Source organism: Parabacteroides sp. ASF519, from assembly GCF_000364265.2.
GTDB lineage: Bacteria > Bacteroidota > Bacteroidia > Bacteroidales > Tannerellaceae > Parabacteroides > Parabacteroides goldsteinii.
Genome location: NZ_AQFV02000006.1, coordinates 4,569,783 through 4,591,118, shown reverse-complemented (window position 1 = coordinate 4,591,118; position 21,336 = coordinate 4,569,783). Strand labels below are relative to the sequence as shown.

General features: G+C 43.2%; 6 protein-coding genes and 3 pseudogenes. All 9 read left to right on the top strand.

What is annotated here, in order from left to right; all coding sequences use genetic code 11:
* The first annotated feature begins 195 nt into the window (after positions 1–195).
* A complete protein-coding gene (locus C825_RS18175; protein WP_007653323.1) occupies positions 196–876 on the top strand; it encodes an ABC transporter ATP-binding protein in 681 nt (226 codons plus the stop codon).
* 128 nt (positions 877–1,004) lie between these two features.
* Positions 1,005–3,325, top strand: a pseudogene (locus C825_RS18165) (ABC transporter permease).
* 468 nt (positions 3,326–3,793) lie between these two features.
* Complete coding sequence (locus tag C825_RS18160; protein WP_010803545.1) at positions 3,794–6,163, top strand: ABC transporter permease; 2,370 nt, start codon at positions 3,794–3,796, stop codon at positions 6,161–6,163.
* Positions 6,164–6,308: 145 nt separating this feature from the next.
* Positions 6,309–8,696, top strand: a complete 2,388-nt coding sequence (locus C825_RS18155) for an ABC transporter permease (protein ID WP_007653329.1) — start codon at positions 6,309–6,311, stop codon at positions 8,694–8,696.
* Positions 8,697–8,738: 42 nt separating this feature from the next.
* The gene (locus C825_RS18150; RefSeq protein WP_007653333.1) at positions 8,739–11,093 is read left to right on the top strand and encodes an ABC transporter permease; all 2,355 of its coding nucleotides are present in this window, start codon (positions 8,739–8,741) and stop codon (positions 11,091–11,093) included.
* 89 nt (positions 11,094–11,182) lie between these two features.
* The gene (locus C825_RS18145) at positions 11,183–13,558 is read left to right on the top strand and encodes an ABC transporter permease (RefSeq protein WP_010803544.1); all 2,376 of its coding nucleotides are present in this window, start codon (positions 11,183–11,185) and stop codon (positions 13,556–13,558) included.
* A 156-nt stretch (positions 13,559–13,714) separates the two neighbouring features.
* Positions 13,715–16,086 (top strand): annotated as a pseudogene (locus C825_RS18140) (ABC transporter permease).
* A 37-nt stretch (positions 16,087–16,123) separates the two neighbouring features.
* Positions 16,124–18,491: pseudogene (locus tag C825_RS18135) on the top strand (ABC transporter permease).
* 159 nt (positions 18,492–18,650) lie between these two features.
* On the top strand, positions 18,651–21,008 hold the full coding sequence (locus tag C825_RS18130; protein WP_010803541.1) for an ABC transporter permease: 2,358 nt from the start codon (positions 18,651–18,653) through the stop codon (positions 21,006–21,008).
* Positions 21,009–21,336: the final 328 nt, after the last annotated feature.

Genomic DNA, 21,336 nt, shown 5'->3' with positions numbered 1-21,336 from the left:
ATTTATAGCCTGAGTGTAAAAAAACTGGACATGACTGTCTAAATATTAGACACTGCCGTAAAAAAGACAAAACAGTATAATGTTGAAAACTAGCTTTTTATTAAGTTTGGCACGTAATTTGAATTATATAGAGAAAAGAGAGTGGATTTTAAAGAGGAATATAAAGTATAAATGTAGAATTAAATAAATAACATTATGATTAAGATTGAAGGATTAAGTAAGCACTTCCGTACAGAAGAAGTAGAAACAATCGCATTGAACAATATTTCGATGGAAGTGAAGGATGGTGAATTTGTAGCTATCATGGGACCTTCCGGTTGCGGTAAATCAACCTTGTTGAATATCCTGGGTTTGCTTGATAATCCGACTGGCGGTAATTACTATCTGGTTGATAAAGAAGTGGGCCATCTGAAAGAAAAAGAACGTACACAGGTTCGTAAAGGGAATATCGGTTTCGTATTCCAGAGCTTCAACCTGATCGACGAACTCAATGTATACGAAAATGTGGAACTGCCGCTAACTTACCTGAAGGTAAAGGCTTCCGAACGTAAACAGATGGTAAACGATATTCTGAAACGTATGAACATCAGCCATCGTGCCGCTCACTTCCCACAGCAGTTATCCGGAGGTCAGCAACAGCGTGTTGCCATTGCCCGTGCCGTTGTCTCCAACCCGAAGATCATCCTTGCCGATGAGCCGACCGGTAACCTGGATTCAAAGAACGGTGCCGAAGTAATGCAGCTGCTTACCGAACTGAACAAAGAAGGGACAACCATCGTCATGGTAACCCACTCCAAGCATGACGCAAGTTTTGCACACCGCATCATCAACCTGTTCGACGGTAGCATCGTGTCATCAGTGAGCGAATTTATTTGATGAATTAGATTTTACACATGGACATATAGCTAAATTAAGAATGTAAGCAAACACGAACATATCCTACCTGTGAAGGCGGGATATGTTTTTATTCTCGCCAACTGTAGAACAATTAAACCATTAAAAAGATGAACAACCTATTAAATATAAAGTCTTTCCTGAAATTCCTGGGTAAGAATAAAGCATATACGGTGATCGATGTGTTCGGACTGTCTGTTTCACTGATGTTCGTCATTCTGATCTCTATTTATACGGTACAGGAGTTGTCGGTCGATAAATTTCAGGAACATGGAGACCGCATTTATGCGGTAGCTTATGAAGAAGGAGTAGTGACAGGCGTTCCGGTGGCTTACCGGTTGCAGGAACGTTACCCGGAGATAGAAAGGGTTTGTCCGGTCATCAGCAACAATTTCAATTCGATGATCGTTTGGGCAAATGATAAAAAGATGAATGCCAATTTATGTTTTGCCGATTCTTCCTTCTTTAATTTCTTTTCGTTTAAACTTTTGAGTGGCGACAAGAATCGGGTGTTGCAGGCCCGTAACAATGCTGTCATTTCCCGGACATTTGCCAACAAATTGTTTGGCACGGACGACCCGGTAGGGCAAAGCATCCGTATCAGTGACTCAACATCAGTGATGGTGACAGGTGTGATGGAAGATATCAAAAATTCGGCAATCCCTTATACCGACCTGCTGCTGCGGATCGAAGGCGTCACCGAATTTAACGGCTCGTTGGGCATGGACCGCTATAATAATGCCGGTGCTACGACCGCTTTTCTGATGATGAAACCGGGGCCGACCTGCGTCCTAAGACAGATGATATTGCTACCTATATGAAGGAGTTCTTCTGGCCGTATAAGATGGAACTGTGGAAAAAGGTAATACTCATCCCCATGAATGAATTGTATTTTTCACCGATAAAGGGAAACGGAAATTCGGGGGATAAACGTTTTGTCATTGTTCTGATGTCGGTGGGCATACTGATCCTGATATTTGCCGTGTTCAATTATATCAACCTGACGGTGGCACAGGCGGGCCAACGGGCGAAAGAGATGGCCACCCGCCGTCTGTTGGGTTCGTCGCGCGGTGAATTGTTTATGCGACTGATGGTGGAATCGACGTCGCTGACGGTTATTTCATTCATACTCGGCTTGCTGTTTGCCATGGCTGTTACCTCTTATGCCAACAACCTGCTGCAATCCGATATAAGTCTGGCCGATGCCTGTACGCCTCTCTGGATCGGTACGGCGATTGTGGTCGTTTTATTGATAGGTGGTTTGTCGGGACTGTTGCCGGCCATTATGATTTCTTCGGCCAAGCCGATCGATGTGGTGCGCGGAACTTTCCGCCGACAGACGAAGATGGTGTTCAGTAAAGTTTTCATTACGTTCCAGAATACCATTACGATTGCCATGATCGCAGCTTCTATTGTGATGATTCTCCAGATCAACCATCTGATCAATGCTCCTTTGGGATATAACACAACGAATATATTGGAAACCTCCAATAATTTTGAGAATGTAACGGATCGTACAGCTGCTTTAGACCGGGTGCGTCAGATGCCGTTTGTCAAACGGATAGGGCTGGCGAGCGGGATGCCTTTCAGCGGTAGTAACAATATGACCGGTACGTATGAAGACAAAACACTCAGTTTCCAGCAATTTATTATGGATAGCGTCACATTTAATATCCTGGGACTGGAGATTATCCGTGATAACCACCTGGCTGAAAATAGTTGGTACCTGACCGAAAAAGCAATGATGGATATGGAGTTGCCTATGGATGCACCGGCTTTTAAATGGGGAGAAAACAGTACCCCGATTGCCGGTGTGATCCGCAACTTTCAGCCCCGCGGCAATATAACCCGTGAGAACCAGCCGTCTATGCTTCGCATCAATAAACCGGAAGAAATGTATCCCTGGTCTATTATCATCGAAATAGATGGAAACCCGTACACGGCTTATGAACAGATCCGTAAGGCCTACGAACAGACATCCGGCCTGAATTTCGAAGGCAAATTCATCGACCAACAGATTCAGGAATCGTTTGAAGCGCAGCAGCGCATGGCAAAGATTGTCTCTATCTTTGCCGGTATCGCCATCCTGATCTCTTTGCTCGGGTTATTGGCTATGTCGACCTACTTTATCCAGCAGCGTTCGCAGGAAGTGGCAGTCCGTAAAGTATTCGGTTCGGACAATAAAAGCATCCTGTTACGCCTGGTCAGTGCCTTCCTGATCTATGTTGTCGTAGCTTTTGTGATCGCAACGCCCATCATTTGGTATGCGATGAACCAGTGGTTGTCTGACTATTCATACAGGATCGACCTGAATCCGCTTATCTTTATTGTTTCCGGCCTGTTCTGCCTGGTTATTTCATTTGCAGCCGTATTTGTCCAGAGCTTCAGGGCAGCCAATGCCAATCCGGTGAATAGTATTGCTAATAAATAACGATACGAGTATTATAAATTTAAAGGCGGAAGTTATTCATAAGAATGACTCTCCGTCTTTAGTTGTTTAAGAATAGCATGGATCTCTTAATTATACAGGTTTATATGCTACCTTTGTGCGGTAGTTAAACGGGTGCTTATCTATTTTCAAAACATATATGTTTCGTTGACAAAGCATATATGTTTTGCAATCAAAACTCCTTAGTTTTGTTTTCAAAAGATACTACCTTTCAGTTTATGTTATTGAAAGGTAGGAGATTCTTGCGGCTGGTGTCTGAAACGTCTAATGTGAATACTTTTTGGGGAGCGGATAGGATGTAAAAAAACTGGACAGGACTGTCTAATTATTAGACATATCTTGAAGTTTTGTTGTTTTGTATTTTGTTGATATCTAATGTTTTATTGTTTTGGCACGTATTTTGGTTGTTGGAATGTGTAAATAACTGAAATAACAAAAAATAGTATATCAATGAGAACGATATTGCGAAACTTTCTGAATGTACTGCGCCGTTTCAAGATGGCGTCTTTCCTGAATATAGTGGGACTGTCGGTAGCCTTTACCGCTTTTCTGGTGATTATGATGCAGGTTCAATATGAGCGGACTTTCGACCGGTGTTATCCGACCGCTTCACGTATTTGCCGGGTGGATATGAATCGGGGGGAAGGGGATATTTATGCGTCAGTGATTCCCCAGGCATTGGCGAATGCCGCATTTACTTCGTCTCCGCATATCGAAAGTTATACTTTGCTGAATTCATTTACTGGCAAGCGTTATGTCATAGTAGGTAAAGGGGAGGAAGAGAAGGGATTTAAAGAACAGTTAATCCCCTGTTATCCGGATTTAGCCAAGGTGTTCGAGCTGACTATCGTGGAAGGTGTTGCCGCTTGCCTGGAAGATCCGGAAAAGATGATGATTCCTCAAAGCATGGCTCGGCGGATGTTCGGTAACGAATCCGCCATTGGAAAGAGTGTACGTGTAAAAGACAAAATACCCTATTGGGACGAGACGAACTTTATCGTCGGAGCTGTCTATGAAGATTTTCCGGAAAACTCGCAGTTGGAAAACGGAATTTATGCCCGGATGAATAAACGTTACGAAGACGATTGGTTTTCTCAGCAGTTTATGGGATATTTATTGCTCGATTCACCTGAATCTCGTCAGGTGGTGGAGGATAACTTCAATAGTACATTCGATTTTGCTAAATATAACGTTAATAAAGAAACCCGCTTGCAACTGATACCTATCATTGATATTTATTATATGCCAGGTCAGTTAGATGATTTTATTAAGACCGGAAATGTAGATACGATACGGTTGTTGGTATTGATTGCCTTACTGGTTATTGTTATTGCGGGGATCAATTTTACGAATTTCAGTACTTCGCTGGCTCCGATGCGGATAAAAAGTATCAATACCCAAAAGGTATTGGGTAGTTCGACAACAAGTCTGCGGGCGAGTTTGGTAGCCGAAGCGGTATCTATTTGTGTATTTGCCTGCCTGTTGGCCTTTTTATTGACCTGGATATTGAACAGGGCGGAAGTTTTATCGTTCGTTGAAGCGGATACGAATCTGTTGCATTATATACCGTTGTTGTTTATGATGTTAGGTATTTCTGTTTTATTGGGATTGGTAGCCGGTCTGTATCCGGCATGGTATATGACCTCTTTCCAACCGGCACTGGTATTGAAAGGTAGTTTCGGCTTGTCTGCTTCAGGACGGAAGTTGCGTACGGCTTTGATCGGTTTCCAGTATGTCGTTTCCATCGGTTTGATCATCGGCTCTTCTTTTATACAGATCCAGAATAACTATATGCGTTCTTATAAGTTGGGATTCGATAAAGACCAGATAGCGATGGTGACGTTGGGAATGGAAACGGTCAAGAAGTCCGGCGACTTGTTGGTAAATCGTCTCAAGGAATATGCCGGTATTGAAGATGTTGGTTTTGCCAGTACCCTGGTCGGGGCATCGGATGTCTATTCTTCTAATTATTTCAGTTATAATAATAACGGTTTTGGCAGTGAAATTATCGATGTGTCATGGAACTTCCTGGATGTGATGGGCATTCCTGTCATCAGTGGACGCAACTTCAACCGTTCGGATGCACAAAGTGATTCTACCTATGCTTGTGTTTTTACCAAGCGGGTACTGGATTTCGTTCCCGATATGGAACCGGGGTGTTCGTTAGCAAAGAATTGGATGGGTACAGGTAATATAGTCGGCTTCATCGACAACATAAAAGTGTCTTCCCTGCGTTCGGAGGATAAGCCGCTACTTCTTAAAGTAAAAGCAAATAACATATTACCGGTTTCTTATATACGTATGAAATCCGGAACAAACGTGGAAGAAGCAGTAGCCCATATCCATCGGGTAATAACCGATATCGATCCGATATATCCGTTCGAAATAGAATTTTACGATACGGTATTCAATAATCTGTATCATAAGGAACAGTATCTGAAAAAGATGGTCACTCTGTTCAGCCTGCTGGCTATCGTGCTGTCGATCGTGGGTGTCTTTGGACTGGTTGTTTTTGAAACGCAATACCGGCGTAAAGAGATCGGAGTGCGTAAAGTGTTCGGTGCTACGGTAGGGGAGGTTTTGAATATGTTCAACAGGTCTTATCTGCGTATTGTCTCGATCTGTTTTGTGATCGCTGTCCCGTTTGCTTATTACGGCGTATATAAATGGCTGGAAAACTTTTCCGATAGGACCCCGATCTATTGGTGGGTGTTTGTGTTGGCTTTCGGCATTGTGGCCGGTATAACCATGCTGACGGTTACATTCCAGAACTGGAAAGCGGCAAATGAGAATCCGGTGAACAGTGTAAAAAGTGAATAATTAATCTAATTTGTCTAATTATTTTACACCAGTGTCTAAAATTTAGACACATCTGATAACACCTTGATTCGTCAAGGTGTTATTTATTAGATGATTACATGTTTGGCATGCGTTTTGAACCTATTCGGGTAAAAATAAATATATAATGAAAACAATTCTTCGAAATTTCATCAGTGTATTACGTCGTTTTAAGATGGCGACGCTTCTTAATATTTTAGGGCTTTCAGTGGCTTTTTCTGCATTTATGATTATTATGATGCAGGTTGATTATGATCAGAATTTTGACACTTTTCATAATGAAGCCGATAATATCTACCGGGTGGAGCTACAGTGGGGTAAGGAAACGCCTCAGGCTATTGTAAGCCGGCCCCTGATGGATGTGTTTTTCAACTTCTCACCGCATATCGTTGCCGGAGCCATTAGCTATCCTATCTATAGTGAGACGGTTTTTATTGTAGATAAGGACGGGAAACAGGATAGTTATATGGAACCGAATATGACTATTTATCCTTCCTTTACCGATGTGTTTACTTTTGATATGTTGGAAGGAACGAAGGATGCCCTGAAGGACCCGGAAAAGATCTTGATTTCGGAAAGTCAGGCTAAAAAGATATTCGGTACGGAATCGGCTGTCGGCCGGAGAATGAAAGCGAAAGATACCAGAGGGCGGTTGGCCGGTCTTTTTACCATACCTGAGATGGATTATACGGTGGGAGGTGTCTATAAGGATTTTCCGGTAAACGGTATCCTCCAGAATGCAGTCTATGTGAAACTGGATGATAAGGAGGGTTTGAATGATTGGGGAAGTTCTAATTATTATGCTTATATCCGTCTGGATAGCCCCGAAGCCGCAAAGGATTTGACAAACGACTTTCTGGATTATTATAAAAAGCACGAGATAGGGAAAAATATGCCGTGGTCTACCGATGACCTGAATTTGCGGCTGACTCCTTTGACGGAGCTTCATTATGTAACGGATGTTCTTTATGACATGGTTCCTAAGACTAGCCGTCAGACGATATTGGTTCTGATTGCCATCGCATTTGTTATTATGCTTATTGCCGGTATCAATTTTACCAATTTCAGTACGGCTTTGACTCCGATGCGTATGAAAAGTATCAATACGCAAAAGGTGCTGGGTAGTTCTAATGCAACATTACAGTTCTCTTTATTGATGGAAGCGGTCTGTATCAGTGTCGTGGCTTTCTTGTTGGCATTATGGATCGTCCGTATGACGGCAAGCAGTCCCATAGCAGGCCTGATCAATGCGGATATCTCTTTTTCCGCTCATCCGGTGTTGATTTCGTTGACGGCTCTGCTATCTGTGCTGGTCGGAGTGCTGGCCGGGATTTATCCGTCTTATTATATGACATCCTTCTCGCCGGCGCTGGTGCTGAAAGGTAATTTCGGACTTTCTCCCAAAGGAAGGGTATTGAGGAACGTACTGATCAGTGTGCAGTTCATTTCTTCATTTGTTTTGATTATGGGCGCTATGTTCATGTATTTGCAAAATAACTTTATGCGAACCAGTTCGTTGGGATACGACAAAGATCAAATCATCGTGACAGACCTGACGGCTACAGTCTTAAACAGTAAAGACGCTTTCACGAATCGTATGAAATCGTTCTCCGGTATTGAGGATGTGACCTGTGCAGAGTTTCTGCTGGCCAGCCAGGATCAGTATATGACCTGGGGACGTGAACTGAATGGTAAAAATATTCAGTATCAGGTGATGCCGGTCGATCCTTCTTTCCTGAAGGTACTGAATATTGCAGTAAGTGACGGGCGGGATTTCCGGGAAGAAGATACTTTGACGGAGCATGGTGCCTATATATTTAATGAACGTGCGCGAAAGACTTACGACATTCAGCTGGGGGATAAGATCGGTGATATGGAGGTGATTGGTTTTGTTCCGGATATCAAGTTCGCTTCTTTCCGTACGGAGGTGGTTCCGATGGCATTCTTAGTGCGTGGTAAAAGTTATTCGGGAGGTGCGGCGTTTGCATATATCAAGGTAAAAGCCGGTTCGGATATGGGAGCAGCCATGGCGCATGTCAAGAATGTAATGAGTGAGATTCATCCGGATTATCCTTTCGACATTACTTTCTTTGATAAAGTGCTGAATAATTTATATGAAAAAGAAACGAGTCTGGGAGCATTGATCACATTATTCAGTCTGATAGCCGTCTTTATCTCGATGGTGGGTGTCTTTGGTCTGGTAGTATTCGACAGCCAGTATCGCAGAAAGGAAATAGGTGTCCGCAAGGTGATGGGGTCTTCCGTGTCGCAGATTCTGATTATGTTTAACAAAACGTATGTCCGTATCCTGTTGATATGCTTTGTGTTGGCCGCTCCGTTGACCTGGTATGCCATTCATGCCTGGTTGGAGAACTTTGCTTACCGTACTCCGATCTATTGGTGGGTATTCATACTGGCTTTCCTGCTGGTGTCGGCTGTGACGATCGTCACTGTTACCTTCCAGAACTGGCGGGCGGCAAGCGAAAATCCGGTGATAAGCATAAAAACAGAATAGCGGATGGATCATTAGATTTATAAATTTAGTACAGATACTATCATGAAAACAATTATCAGGAATTTATTAGGAGTTGTCCGTCGTTTTAAAATGGCGACTCTATTGAATGTGATGGGTTTAAGTATAGCTTTTGCTGCCTTTATAATTTTAATGATCCAGTTACAATATGACTGGGGGTTCGACAGGTTCCAAAAGAATGCAGAACGGATTTACCGGGTAGGACTTTATACTCCGGATTGGGGGAACCAGGTGGTTGTTTCTCCCCCTTTTGCAGAGGCTTTCGTTCAATCGTCTCCCCATATAGAGACGGGTGCATTACTTTCTTCCTGGGGTAGTCAGCTTGCATTAAAAAGGGGAAATGATACGAATGAAACGAGTTTTTGGTGTCCGGTAAATGCAATAACTCCTGAATATGCTTCTGTATTTGACTTTCAGATGTTGGAGGGGAAGATAGAAAGCCTGGATAATCCGGGGTATGTTTTGATAGCACAGAGCCAGGCAGAAAAGTTTTTCGGAGATGAACCGGCTGTCGGCAAACAGTTGACAGCCGATAAGTTATCTTTTGTTGTGGGTGGCGTATATAAAGATTTTCCTCAAAATTCAGTGATACAAAATGCCGTATACAGGAGAATCGGTGAAAAGGAGAATCAGGATAATTGGAATGCCAACGGCTACCAGTTATATGTGTTACTGGATGATCCCGGTAAAAAAGACCAGATAATTGCTGACTTCAAGAATCATTTCAACCATGAATATTATGATTGGAAAACGAAAGATGTGAGACTGACCCAACTGACCGATATTTATTATGAGGCAGATGCCCGTTTTGATTCACAGAAAGACAAAGGTAATAAAACGATGGTGTTCGTGTTATTTACCATCGCTGTATTGATTGTTGTCATTGCCGGGATTAATTTTACGAATTTCAGCAATGCACTTGTTCCCATGCGTATCCGGAGTATCAATACGCAGAAGGTGCTGGGAGGATCGGATAATACGTTGCGCTGTGCCATGTTGGTTGAAGCGGTAGCGATCTGTCTGTTTTCTTTCATCCTTTCCTTGTTTATTGTGAAAGGGATGGCTAATACCTGGCTGGCCGATATGGTCAGTGGAGAACTTTCATTGAAAGCCAACATTCCTTTATTGATAGGGGCGGGAGTACTGGCTGCTCTTACCGGCCTGCTGGCCGGAGCATATCCTGCCTGGCATATAACATCGTTTTCTCCTGCCTTGGTTCTAAAAGGATCGTTTGGATTGTCTCCTTCCGGTAAAAGGATGAGAAGTTTGCTGGTCTCTTTCCAGTATGTCATCTCTTTTGCTCTGATTATTGCCGCTTTGTTTATTTATTTGCAGAATCATTACATGCTGGCCTCTTCTTTAGGTTTCGATAAGGAGCATGTGGCTATTGTGGAATTGAACGGCCAGTTGATAAAGAATATAGAGGCCGTGGAAAATCGATTAGAGCAGGAAGTCTCTGTGCAGGAAGTTTCTTTTGCGGAAGATTTACTTTCGGCAAGTGATGAATATACCGACTTTGGCCGTGGTTACAGGGAGAATAACGTACAGTTCAAAGTGTTTGTCGTTTCACCGGATTTTCTTAGGCTGATGAACATTCCTGTTATTTCGGGACGGGATTTCCTTCAGGAAGACAGTAAATCGGTAGGGGGCGTTTACCTGTTTAACGAAGCGGCCAGATTGCAATATGATCTGGTTGCCGGTGAATATATCACGGGAAATGAATGGTATGAGGCTCCTCCCGCTTTGATTGCCGGGTTTATAGATGATATTAAGTATGCTTCGTTCCGCACGGAAGTGGCTCCGATGGCTTTTTATGTTTCGCCTGCGGCAGGGTATCGGCCGAGATATGCCTATATCAAAATAAAAGCGGGGGCGGATATCCGGGATGCAGTGGCTTCGATCAGGAAAGCCTTGACTTCGATAGATAAGAATTTCCCGGCCGAGATCAGGTTTTATGATACGATATTGAATAATCTCTATAAGCGGGAGCTGAGCATCGGTTGGCTGATCTCTTTATTCAGCCTGATAGCCGTGTTTATATCGGTTGTCGGTGTGTTGGGGCTGGTTATTTTTGAGAGCGAATACAGAAAGAAAGAGATAGGTCTACGGAAAGTTCATGGTGCTACCACTTCGCAGATATTGCTTATGTTCAATAAAGTCTATGTCCGTATCCTGATTGTCTGTTTCGTCCTGGCAATACCGGTTGCCTATTACGGGGTGAACCGTTGGATGGTTTATTTTGCCTATAAGATTCCGATGTATTGGTGGGTATATGCGGTCGCTTTTGTGGTCGTTTCCGTTATTACATTCCTAACGGTTACTTTCCAGAACTGGAAGACTGCCAATGAAAATCCGGTAGAAAGTATAAAAACAGAATAGCAATCATGCAACATTTCTGAATTTATTACGTATTTATTAAAAAAGTTGTTTGGTGAACAACCTTAAATCGAAGTAATAATTCAATTGATATGAAAACTATTTTAAGAAACTTTGTCAGCGTGCTTCGCCGTTTCAAAATGGCGATGTTGCTGAATGTATTTGGATTAAGTATCGCTTTTGCAGCTTTTATGGTGATTATGATGCAGGTGAATTACGACTACACGTTCGATTCCTGCCAGCCGGAAGCTGATGCAATCTACCGCATGGACATGGACTTTCAGGGAAAAGCGAGTGCCGTCTTCAGCCGTCCTTTTGCAAGAGGCTTTACAGAGTCATCGCCCCATATTAAGGCCGGCATGATTATGGCGTCGTGGAATTCCGAACTTTTTTATAGTGTCGAACGGCAAGGGGAGAGGCTGAATTTCCAGGACCCGGTCGTGAATGCTTCGCCCGGGATTACCCGTGTCTTTCATTTCGATATGGTGGAAGGAGATGAAACGGCGCTGGATCAGCCGGAAACTGCCATCATTCCCGAAAGTATGGCGCGTCGCTTGTTCGGAGATGAGTCGGCTATAGGAAAACGGCTGATGAATGTAGAGACGGGAAGTACGGTAGCAACAATAAGCGGCGTCTTTAAAGATTTCCCCCTTAATTCTTCCATCCGGAATATTATCTACCGGCAGATGCACCCGAAAGAAAACTACGATACTTGGAGTAATCAGAATTATTTCTTCTTTTTCCGAATGGATGATCCAGCCAATACGAAGGATGTGAAAGAAAACTTTATGAAGAATTTCGATGCATCCCAACAGTTCGGTAAGGATTTTGACTGGGAGAAAGATGGTATTGACCTGCGTATCACACCGCTTCCCGAGCTACATTTCCTGGAAAATGTCTCTTTCGACTCAATGCCGAAGGCCAGCCGTCAGACGGTGCGTGTCTTGTTTGCCATAGCTTTTGTTATCTTACTGATTGCGGGTATCAACTTTACCAATTTCAGTACGGCACTGACACCGATGCGTATTAAAAGTATCAATACGCAAAAGGTGCTGGGAAGTCCGGATAGTGTGCTTCGCTTGAGTTTACTGGCGGAAGCGATTCTCGTCAGTGCAGTGGCTTATCTGATTTCGTTGGGGATGTTGTTTATAGCCAGTAAGACTTTTATAGCCTCTTTGGTGGATGCCGACATGGCTTTTTCGGCACAGTCGGGAGTTATTACTACTACGGCGGTTATTGCTGTGGCTGTCGGTGTGTTGGCTGGCCTTTATCCGGCCTGTTATATTACCTCTTTCCCGCCGGCACTGGTACTGAAAGGCAGTTTCGGACTGTCTCCAAAAGGGAGGTTGCTCAGAAGTACATTGGTCAGTATCCAGTTTATTGCTTCATTTATTCTGATTATCAGTTCCCTGTTTATGTTTTTGCAGAACCGGTTTATGCAGAATACACCGCTTGGATATGACAAGGACGAATTGATCGTGATGGAGCTGAACGGTAAGGTGAATAAGAGCCAGGATGTATTGGCGAGTGAGGTAAAAACATTCTCCGGGATTGAAGATATCACTTTTGCCGAACAGGTTTTATCGAGCCGGGACTTCTATATGGGATGGGGACGCGAGTATAAAGATAAGGATATTAACTTTCAATGTATTCCGGTGTCTCCTTCTTTCCTTCGTGTAATGGGGATTAAAGTGACCGACGGACGCGATTTTCGCCCGGAAGATGACTTGAAAGATACGGGATGCTATATATTTAATGAGAAAGCCCGTGAGATGTACGATCTGGAACTGGGGGATAAGATTGACGGTGGCGAGATTATTGGTTTTATGCCTAATATCAAGTTTGCTTCTTTCCGCAACGAAGTTTCACCAATGACTTTCTATGTCTGGGGAAAATACTATTGGGGAGGGGAAGTCGACAGTAAATATTATGCAGCAGCCTATGTCAGGGTAAAGGCCGGCAGTGATTTGCGTGCGGCAATGAAACATATTCAGGCTTCATTAAAGAAGATCGATCCGGTTTATCCTTTTAAAGTCTCTTTTTATGACGAGATATTACAACGTACCTATGTAAAGGAACTGAAGATCAGTAACCTGATCACCCTGTTCAGTGTCATTGCGATCTTAATCTCCATAGTGGGAGTCTTCGGACTGGTGGTGTTTGAGAGTGAATACAGACGTAAAGAGGTGGCTGTCCGCAAAGTATTAGGATCGTCCACTCCGCAAATATTGGTACTGTTCAACAGGAGTTATCTGATTATTCTGGTTATTTGTTTTATCTTGTCGGCTCCTGTGGCTTTCTATGGCGTATATCGCTGGTTGGAGAACTTTGCTTACCGTACTCCGATGTACTGGTGGGTATTTCTGGCAGCCTTTATTATTGTTTCGGTTATCACCTTTATAACCGTAACTTTCCAGAACTGGCATGTCGCTAATTCAAATCCGGTGGAGAGTATAAAGTCGGAGTGACCGGGAAATTATTTTCCTTTATGAATGTCTAATAATTTGACACGACTGTCTAATTATTAGACATTCATTTTTAAGGCGTGAGCCAAATGTTTTTGATTGACAAAGAGTTATCGTTTTGGCATGTTATTTGAACGAATTGGATAAAAAGAGGTCAATATGAAAACGATATTACGAAACTTTATCAGTGTACTCCGCCGTTTCAGGATGGCGACTTTGTTGAATATTCTGGGATTAAGTATTGCTTTCGCTGCATTTATGGTGATCATGATGCAGGTAAGTTATGATTATACGTTCGATTCCTGCCAGCCGGAATCAGAAGCGATCTATCGGATGGATATGCAATATCAGGGAGAACAGGTAGCCATTATGAGCCGTCCTTTGGCGAGGGCTTTTACAGAATCGTCGCCGCATATCAAAGCAGGAACCCTTATGACATCGTGGACTTCCGACGGGTTTTACAGTGTCGAACGGAGCGGTGAGATACAAAACTTTCAGGATCCGATAGCGACAGTTACCCCGACTTTACCCGTGTTTTCCATTTCGATATGGTGGAAGGCGATGAAACGGCGCTGGAGCAACCGAAGTCGGCCATGATTCCCGAAAGCATCGCTAATCGCCTGTTCGGTAATGAATCGGCTATCGGTAAACAGTTGATGGGCGGGACATCGGGAAAAGTAGTTGCGATCGTCAACGGTGTTTTTAAAGATTTTCCCCGTAATTCATCTGTCCGCAATATCATTTACCTCCAGATGGATCCGAAGGAAAATTATGATGAGTGGGGTAACAGTAATTATTATTTCTTTTTCCGTATGGATGATCCGGCAAATGCGGAAGATGTGAAGGAAAACTTCAAAAAGAATTTCGATAAGACAAAAATGGCCGGTTCCGATCTGGATTGGGAAAGGGATAAGATCGACCTGCATATCACTCCGCTTACCCAATTACATTTCCTGACCAACGCTTCTTACGATTCGATGCCGAAAGCCAGTCGTCAGACAGTACAGGTACTGTTTGCCATCGCTTTCATAATCCTGCTGATTGCCGGTATCAATTTTACGAACTTCAGCACGGCATTGACGCCGATGCGCATTAAGAGCATCAATACGCAGAAGGTGCTCGGTAGTCCGGATAGCCTGCTACGGCTGAGTTTATTGGGAGAGGCTGTCATTATCAGTTTCGTGGCATTCCTGATTTCGCTGGTCGTATTGCATCTGGCTGAAAACTCGTTTATTGCTTCTCTGGTGGATGCCGATATGTCTTTGGGGATACAATGGAAAATTATCGGTGTCACAGGGATCATTGCCTTGTTGGTCGGTGCGCTGGCAGGGGGGGATCCGGCTTGTTACATCACCTCTTTTCCACCGGCCCTGGTGCTAAAAGGGAGTTTTGGATTGTCGCCTAAAGGACGTGTGCTGCGGAGTACGCTGGTCAGTATTCAGTTTATTGCATCCTTTATCCTGATCATCGGTTCTCTGTTCATGTTCCTGCAAAACCATTATATGCAAAGTGCGCCGCTTGGATATGATAAGGACGAACTGATTGTTGTCGAGCTGAACAGTAAGATTAATAAAAACCTGAGTGTGCTGGAAAGTGAGATAAAAACATTTTCAGGAATAGAAGCTATCACGTGTGCCGACCAGATATTGTCGAGCCGGGACTATTATATGGGCTGGGGACGGAATTATAACGATAAACCTATCGATTTCCAATGTATCCCTGTTTCTCCGAGTTTTCTGCATGTCATGGGAATAAATGTGATCGATGGCCGTGATTTCCGGCCGGAAGATGATCTGAAAGATAAAGGAACGTATATATTTAATGAAAAGGCACGCGATATGTATGATCTTGTGGTGGGTGAATCGGTCGAAGGGGAAGAGATTGCCGGAATTATTCCTAATATCAAGTTCGCTTCTTTCCGTAACGAAGTGTCGCCAATGGCATTTTATATCGGCGGAAAGTATTGGAAAGGAAATGACGGAATCCGGTATTACAGTGCAGCTTATATCAAAGTAAAGGCAGGTAGCGACCTGTGGACTGCCATGGAACATGTAAAAGCATCGTTGAGCAAGATCGATCCGGTCTATCCGTTTAAAGTCTCTTTTTACAATGAAGTGTTGCAACATACGTACGACAAGGAGTTGAAGATAAGTAACTTGATAACCTTGTTCAGTCTGATAGCCATATTTATCTCTGTTGTCGGTGTTTTTGGCTTGGTCGTTTTCGAAAGTGAGCATAAGCGCAAGGAAGTGGCGGTACGGAAAGTATTGGGTTCTTCTACTTCGGAGATACTGTTTATGTTCAACAAAAGTTATCTGTTGATCCTGTTGATCTGTTTTGTGCTGTCGGCTCCGGTTACATTCTATGGCGTATATCGCTGGTTGGAGAACTTTGCTTACCGTACTCCGATCTATTGGTGGGTATTTCCGGTAGCCTTTGTTATTGTTTCGGCCATTACTTTTATAACCGTTACTTACCAGAACTGGCAGGTAGCAAATTCGAATCCGGTGGAAAGTATAAAGTCGGAGTAATCCGGCTTTAGAATGGATGCCATAAAAACAAACTGATATGAAGACAATATTACGAAACTTTTTCAGCGTGCTGCGCCGTTTCAGTCTGGCCGCTTTCCTGAATGTTGCGGGGTTGGCTGTTGCTTTTGCAACCTTTATCATTATTATGATACAGATCAGCTTCGAACGTAATTTCGATCGTTGTCATCCGACGGCCGACCGTATTTACCGGGTGGAATTAAGTGGCGAGGTGGTAGAGGCAGAGGCCGGGACATTTTCCCGTATCCTTCCGCGAGGATTGATCGAGGCTGTTATAGGATCATCTCCCCATATCGAGGCTGGTAGCCTGATTTTCCCTTATAGTCCGGCCATCTATTTTACGGTGACGGAGAACGGCGAACGGGAAGGCTATCATGAATTGATTCAGACTTGCCATCCGGCGCTGACCCATGTATTCGATTTTCCGATCATCGAAGGAGATATCGATTGCCTGAACGATCCTGAAAAACTGATTTTACCGGAAAGCATGGCTCGTAAGATATTTGGAAAACAGTCGGCTGTAGGTAAAGCATTACATGCCGAAGAGCAAATAATGAGCAAGAATGTAAGGGATTTTACTGTCGGAGCCGTTTATAAAGACTTCCCGGAAAATACGCAGATTCGTAACCTTATTTATACGGGTATCGATAATACTATGCGTGAGAATTTCGGATCCAGTAGTTTTATATGTTTCCTTTTACTGGATAATCCGGAATCGGCCCGGCTTGTTACGGACAACTTCAATGCGAACTTCGACTTTTCCAAGTTGGGGAGTGGGAAGGTACAGATAAAGTTGACGCTTCTTACGGACATTTATTATATGAATGAAAGCCAGGATGGTACGATTTTCCGCAGCGGTAATAAAGAAGTGACCTGGTTGCTTTTTTTTATTGCCTTACTGATCATTATAGTGGCTGCCATCAATTTTACGAATTTCAATACTTCGTTGACACCGATGCGTATCAGGAGTATCAATACCCAGAAAGTGTTAGGCAGTCCGGATTGCGTATTACGTCGGGCTTTATTGGCCGAAGCTGCTATTACCAGTCTGGTGGCCTGGCTGGCGAGCCTGTTCATTGTGCATGTGCTGGCTTCGACCGGTACCATGCCGTTTATAGAGGCTGATTTGAGTATAATAGATAACCTGCCGATTGTCTTGTTGACCGGTGTTATTGCATTGGTTACCGGCATACTGGCCGGGTTATATCCTTCCTGGTACGTGACCTCCTTTCCTCCGGCCCTGGTGCTGAAAGGAAGTTTTGGGCTTTCACCGTCGGGACGCAAATTACGTACGGTGTTGATCGGTATCCAATATGTGGTATCTATTTTATTAATTATCAGTGCTTGTTTTGTTCATTTGCAGAATAAATATATGCGTGGTTATTCGCTGGGATTTGACAAAGATCAGATCGCGATCGTTCCTTTGAGCAGTGACCTGTATATTAAATCTCATGAGACCTATGTTAATCGCCTGAAGGAATTTTCCGGTATCGAAGATGTGGCTTTTTCTCTGGAGAAGGTCGGTTCGCAGGATGGTTACAGTACGAACAGCGGTTCTGTCAAGGAAAATGATTTCCACTTCTTTATGATCTTTGTTTCCGCAAATTTCCTGCGTGTGATGGGAATCCCGGTAGAAGAGGGGCGTGACTTTTATCCGGCCGATGAAATGGCTGAAACTCCTTCTTACATTTTTAATTGTACGGCAAAACAGGAAGTAGGTATGGAAGTGGGGGATAAAATGGATTCGTGGGCTTCGGGTGATATTGTCGGGTTGACAGGCAATGTCAAGTTTACTTCGCTTCGAGAGGGAGAAAGTAATATCGGTTTTGTGACAGGGAAACTGCCTTATCCGCTAACTACTTCTTATATACGCCTGAAAGCCGGGGCAGATGTCGATGCAACCGTTTCACATATTTATAAAACACTGGCTGATATAGATCCGGCTTATCCGGTCGAGATCGAGTTTTATGATGCTGTGTTCAACGAATTATATCATAAGGAAGAGAATTTGCGTAGCCTGATCACGGTATTCAGCCTTTTGGCGATCATTATTTCGCTTGTGGGTGTCTTTAATCTGGTGGTATTCGATACACAATATCGCCGGAAAGAGATCGGTCTCCGAAAAGTGCATGGTGCGACTATCGGTGAAGAAGATGCTGAACAGTTCCTATATTTATATTGTCCTGATTTGCTTTGTGCTGGCAGTACCGGTTGGTTATTATGGGATCAACAAGTGGCTGGAGAGTTTTGCCTATAAGACTCCGATGTTTTGGTGGGTCTATCCGCTGGCTTTGCTTATTGTACTGACTATTACTGTCGGTACGGTGACTTACCAAAGCTGGCAGGCTGCTAATGCTAATCCGGTGGATAGTTTGAAGTCGGAATAACAGCGTTTTACATAGAATCTGTTTCAATGTCTAATAATTTGACAGCATTGTCTAATTATTAGACATTGTTCTTTTCTGACGGTTGGGCTAATATTCTGTTATTCTGTGCGTTGTTGCTTTGGCATGCAATTTGAATTACCAAAGTAAACATAAATAGTAATGAAGACAATACTAAGAAACTTTTTAAGCGTACTGCGTAGGTTCAAGATGGCAACCTTTTTGAATGTGGCGGGATTGGCAGTTGCATTTGCAGCCTTTATCGTTATTCTGATACAGGTAAATTATGAACGTAGTTTTGATCGTTGTCATCCGACGGCGGAAAGAGTTTTCAGAGTGGAGTTGGAAACTCCCGGTACATTCGGTCTTATTTTACCCCGTGGATTTGTAGAAACTGTTATTCAGTCATCTCCGCATATTGAGGCCGGATCGTTGATCTATCCTTATAATTCGGCTATTTATTTTTCCGTTATGGAGAATGGAGAGAAGATTGGTTACCGCGAACCGGTATATACTTGTAACCCTGAGATTACCCGTGTCTTTGATTTCCCGATATTGGAAGGGGATATCGATTGTTTGAAAGATCCCGATAAACTTATTTTACCTGAAAGCATAGCTCGGAAAATTTTTGGAGACCAACCGGCTGTAGGTAAAATGTTGCATGCCGAAGAGAATGTTGAGACCAAAGATAATCGTGAATATACCGTTGGTGCCGTTTATAAAGATTTCCCCGGGAACACCCAGATGAGGAATCTGATCTATACGGCTATCGGACCGACTTTTCAGCGGGATAATTTTGGGGCGAGTAATTTTGCCTGTTATGTGTTGCTGGATAAAGCGGAATCTGCACAGGATGTGGTTGATAACTTCAATGCAAATTTTGATTTTACTAAAATAGGAAAGAAAGATCAACAGCTTAAACTTACCCCTCTCACTGCTATTTATTATCTGAATGAAAGCCAGGACGGAATGATTTTCCGCAGTGGAAATAACGAAGTGACCTTGTTGTTATTTTTTATTGCCTTATTGATCATTATCGTAGCTGCTATCAATTTTACCAACTTCAGTACGGTCCTGACACCTCTTCGTATTAAGAGTATCAATACCCAAAAGGTATTGGGCAGTTCTGATAGATTATTACGAAACGCTTTGCTGGCGGAGGCTGCTATTGTCAGTCTTATAGCCTGGTTGATCAGTCTGGTTTTGGTCTGGATGCTCGGCAGGGCAACCGCTTTACCTTTTGTGGAAGCTGATTTGAGTATCCTGAAGAATTTACCGATTGTTTTGATCACGGGTGGAGTGGCATTGATAACCGGAGTGGTCGCCGGATTATATCCTTCCTGGTATGTGACCTCTTTTCCACCGGCACTGGTGCTGAAAGGCAGTTTCGGACTTTCTCCGTCCGGTCGTAAACTGCGTACCATTCTGGTCTGTGTACAATTTATAGTTTCCATCCTGTTGATTATCGGGGCTAGCTTTGTACAGTTACAAAATGATTATATGCGTAGTTTCTCGCTTGGTTTCGATAAGGATCAGATTGCTATTGTGGAATTAAGCGGAGAACTTTATAACAAACATCATGAGACATATGTAAACCGGTTGAAGGAATTTCCGGATATCGAGGATGTTGCTTTTGCCATGGAAAAAGTGGCTTCAAAGGATGGTTACAGTACCAATGGAGCCGTTTTGAAGCAAAAGGAGTTTCATTTTTTCATGATCATGACTTCTCCCAATTTCCTTCGGGTGATGGGTATTCCTGTTGAAGAGGGGCGCGATTTCTCTTTGTCCGATGAGTTATCGGAAGAACCTGTTTATATATTTAATGAGACAGCTAAACTGGCGGTAAATATGGAACAGGGAGATATTCTTCAGTCATGGATTCCCGGCCGTATTATCGGATTTACCGGAAATGTGAAGTTTACCTCTCTTCGCAACGGTGAGAACAATATTGCTTTTGTGGTGTCAAAGATGCCTTATCCGATGTCTGTATCTTATATTCGTCTGAAAGCGGGATCCGATGTGCATGCTGCTGTTAATCATATCCGTAAGACATTGGCGGATCTTGATCCGGCCTATCCGTTTGATGTGCAGTTTTATGATACGATCTTTAATCATTTGTATCATAAGGAAGAGAATTTGCGTAGCCTGATTACTGTTTTCAGCATATTGGCAATAATCATATCGCTTGTGGGAGTATTCGGATTAGTCGTATTCGATACACAGTATCGCCGGAAAGAAATCGGTGTGCGTAAGGTACATGGGGCGACTAACAGTGAAATTCTGAAAATGCTTAACCGTTCATATATTTATATTGTACTGGTATGTTTTGCCCTGGCTACGCCGATCGGTTACTATGGCATTAAGAAATGGCTGGAAAGTTTTGCCTATAAGACACCGATGTACTGGTGGGTATATCTGGCCGCATTGACAATTGTACTGGTCATTACCATAGGTACAGTCACATTCCAGAGTTGGCGGGCGGCAAATGCCAATCCGGTAGATAGTTTGAAGGCACAATAAGTATTTCAACTAAACAGATTTACTATCATGTTTTTTGAAATGAACTGTCATACTATCATTTATTTGTGTAATATGTTGTATATATGCGTGTTGTCTTCTGATAGTTACCGTTTTTAACTGTCACTTATCTATCATGCAACTATCATAGCCTACTTGAAAAGACGGATAGATAAGTACTTCTTTTCAGTAAGTATACTGTTTAAAATCAGATGGATAGTAATATAAGTTGCTTGACACCCGGGTCTTGATATGCTCGACACCCGGGTGTAAGCATCGTTGAGATGGGGGTGTGAAACAGGTCGAAATGGGCATGCCGGCAACAAAAAAT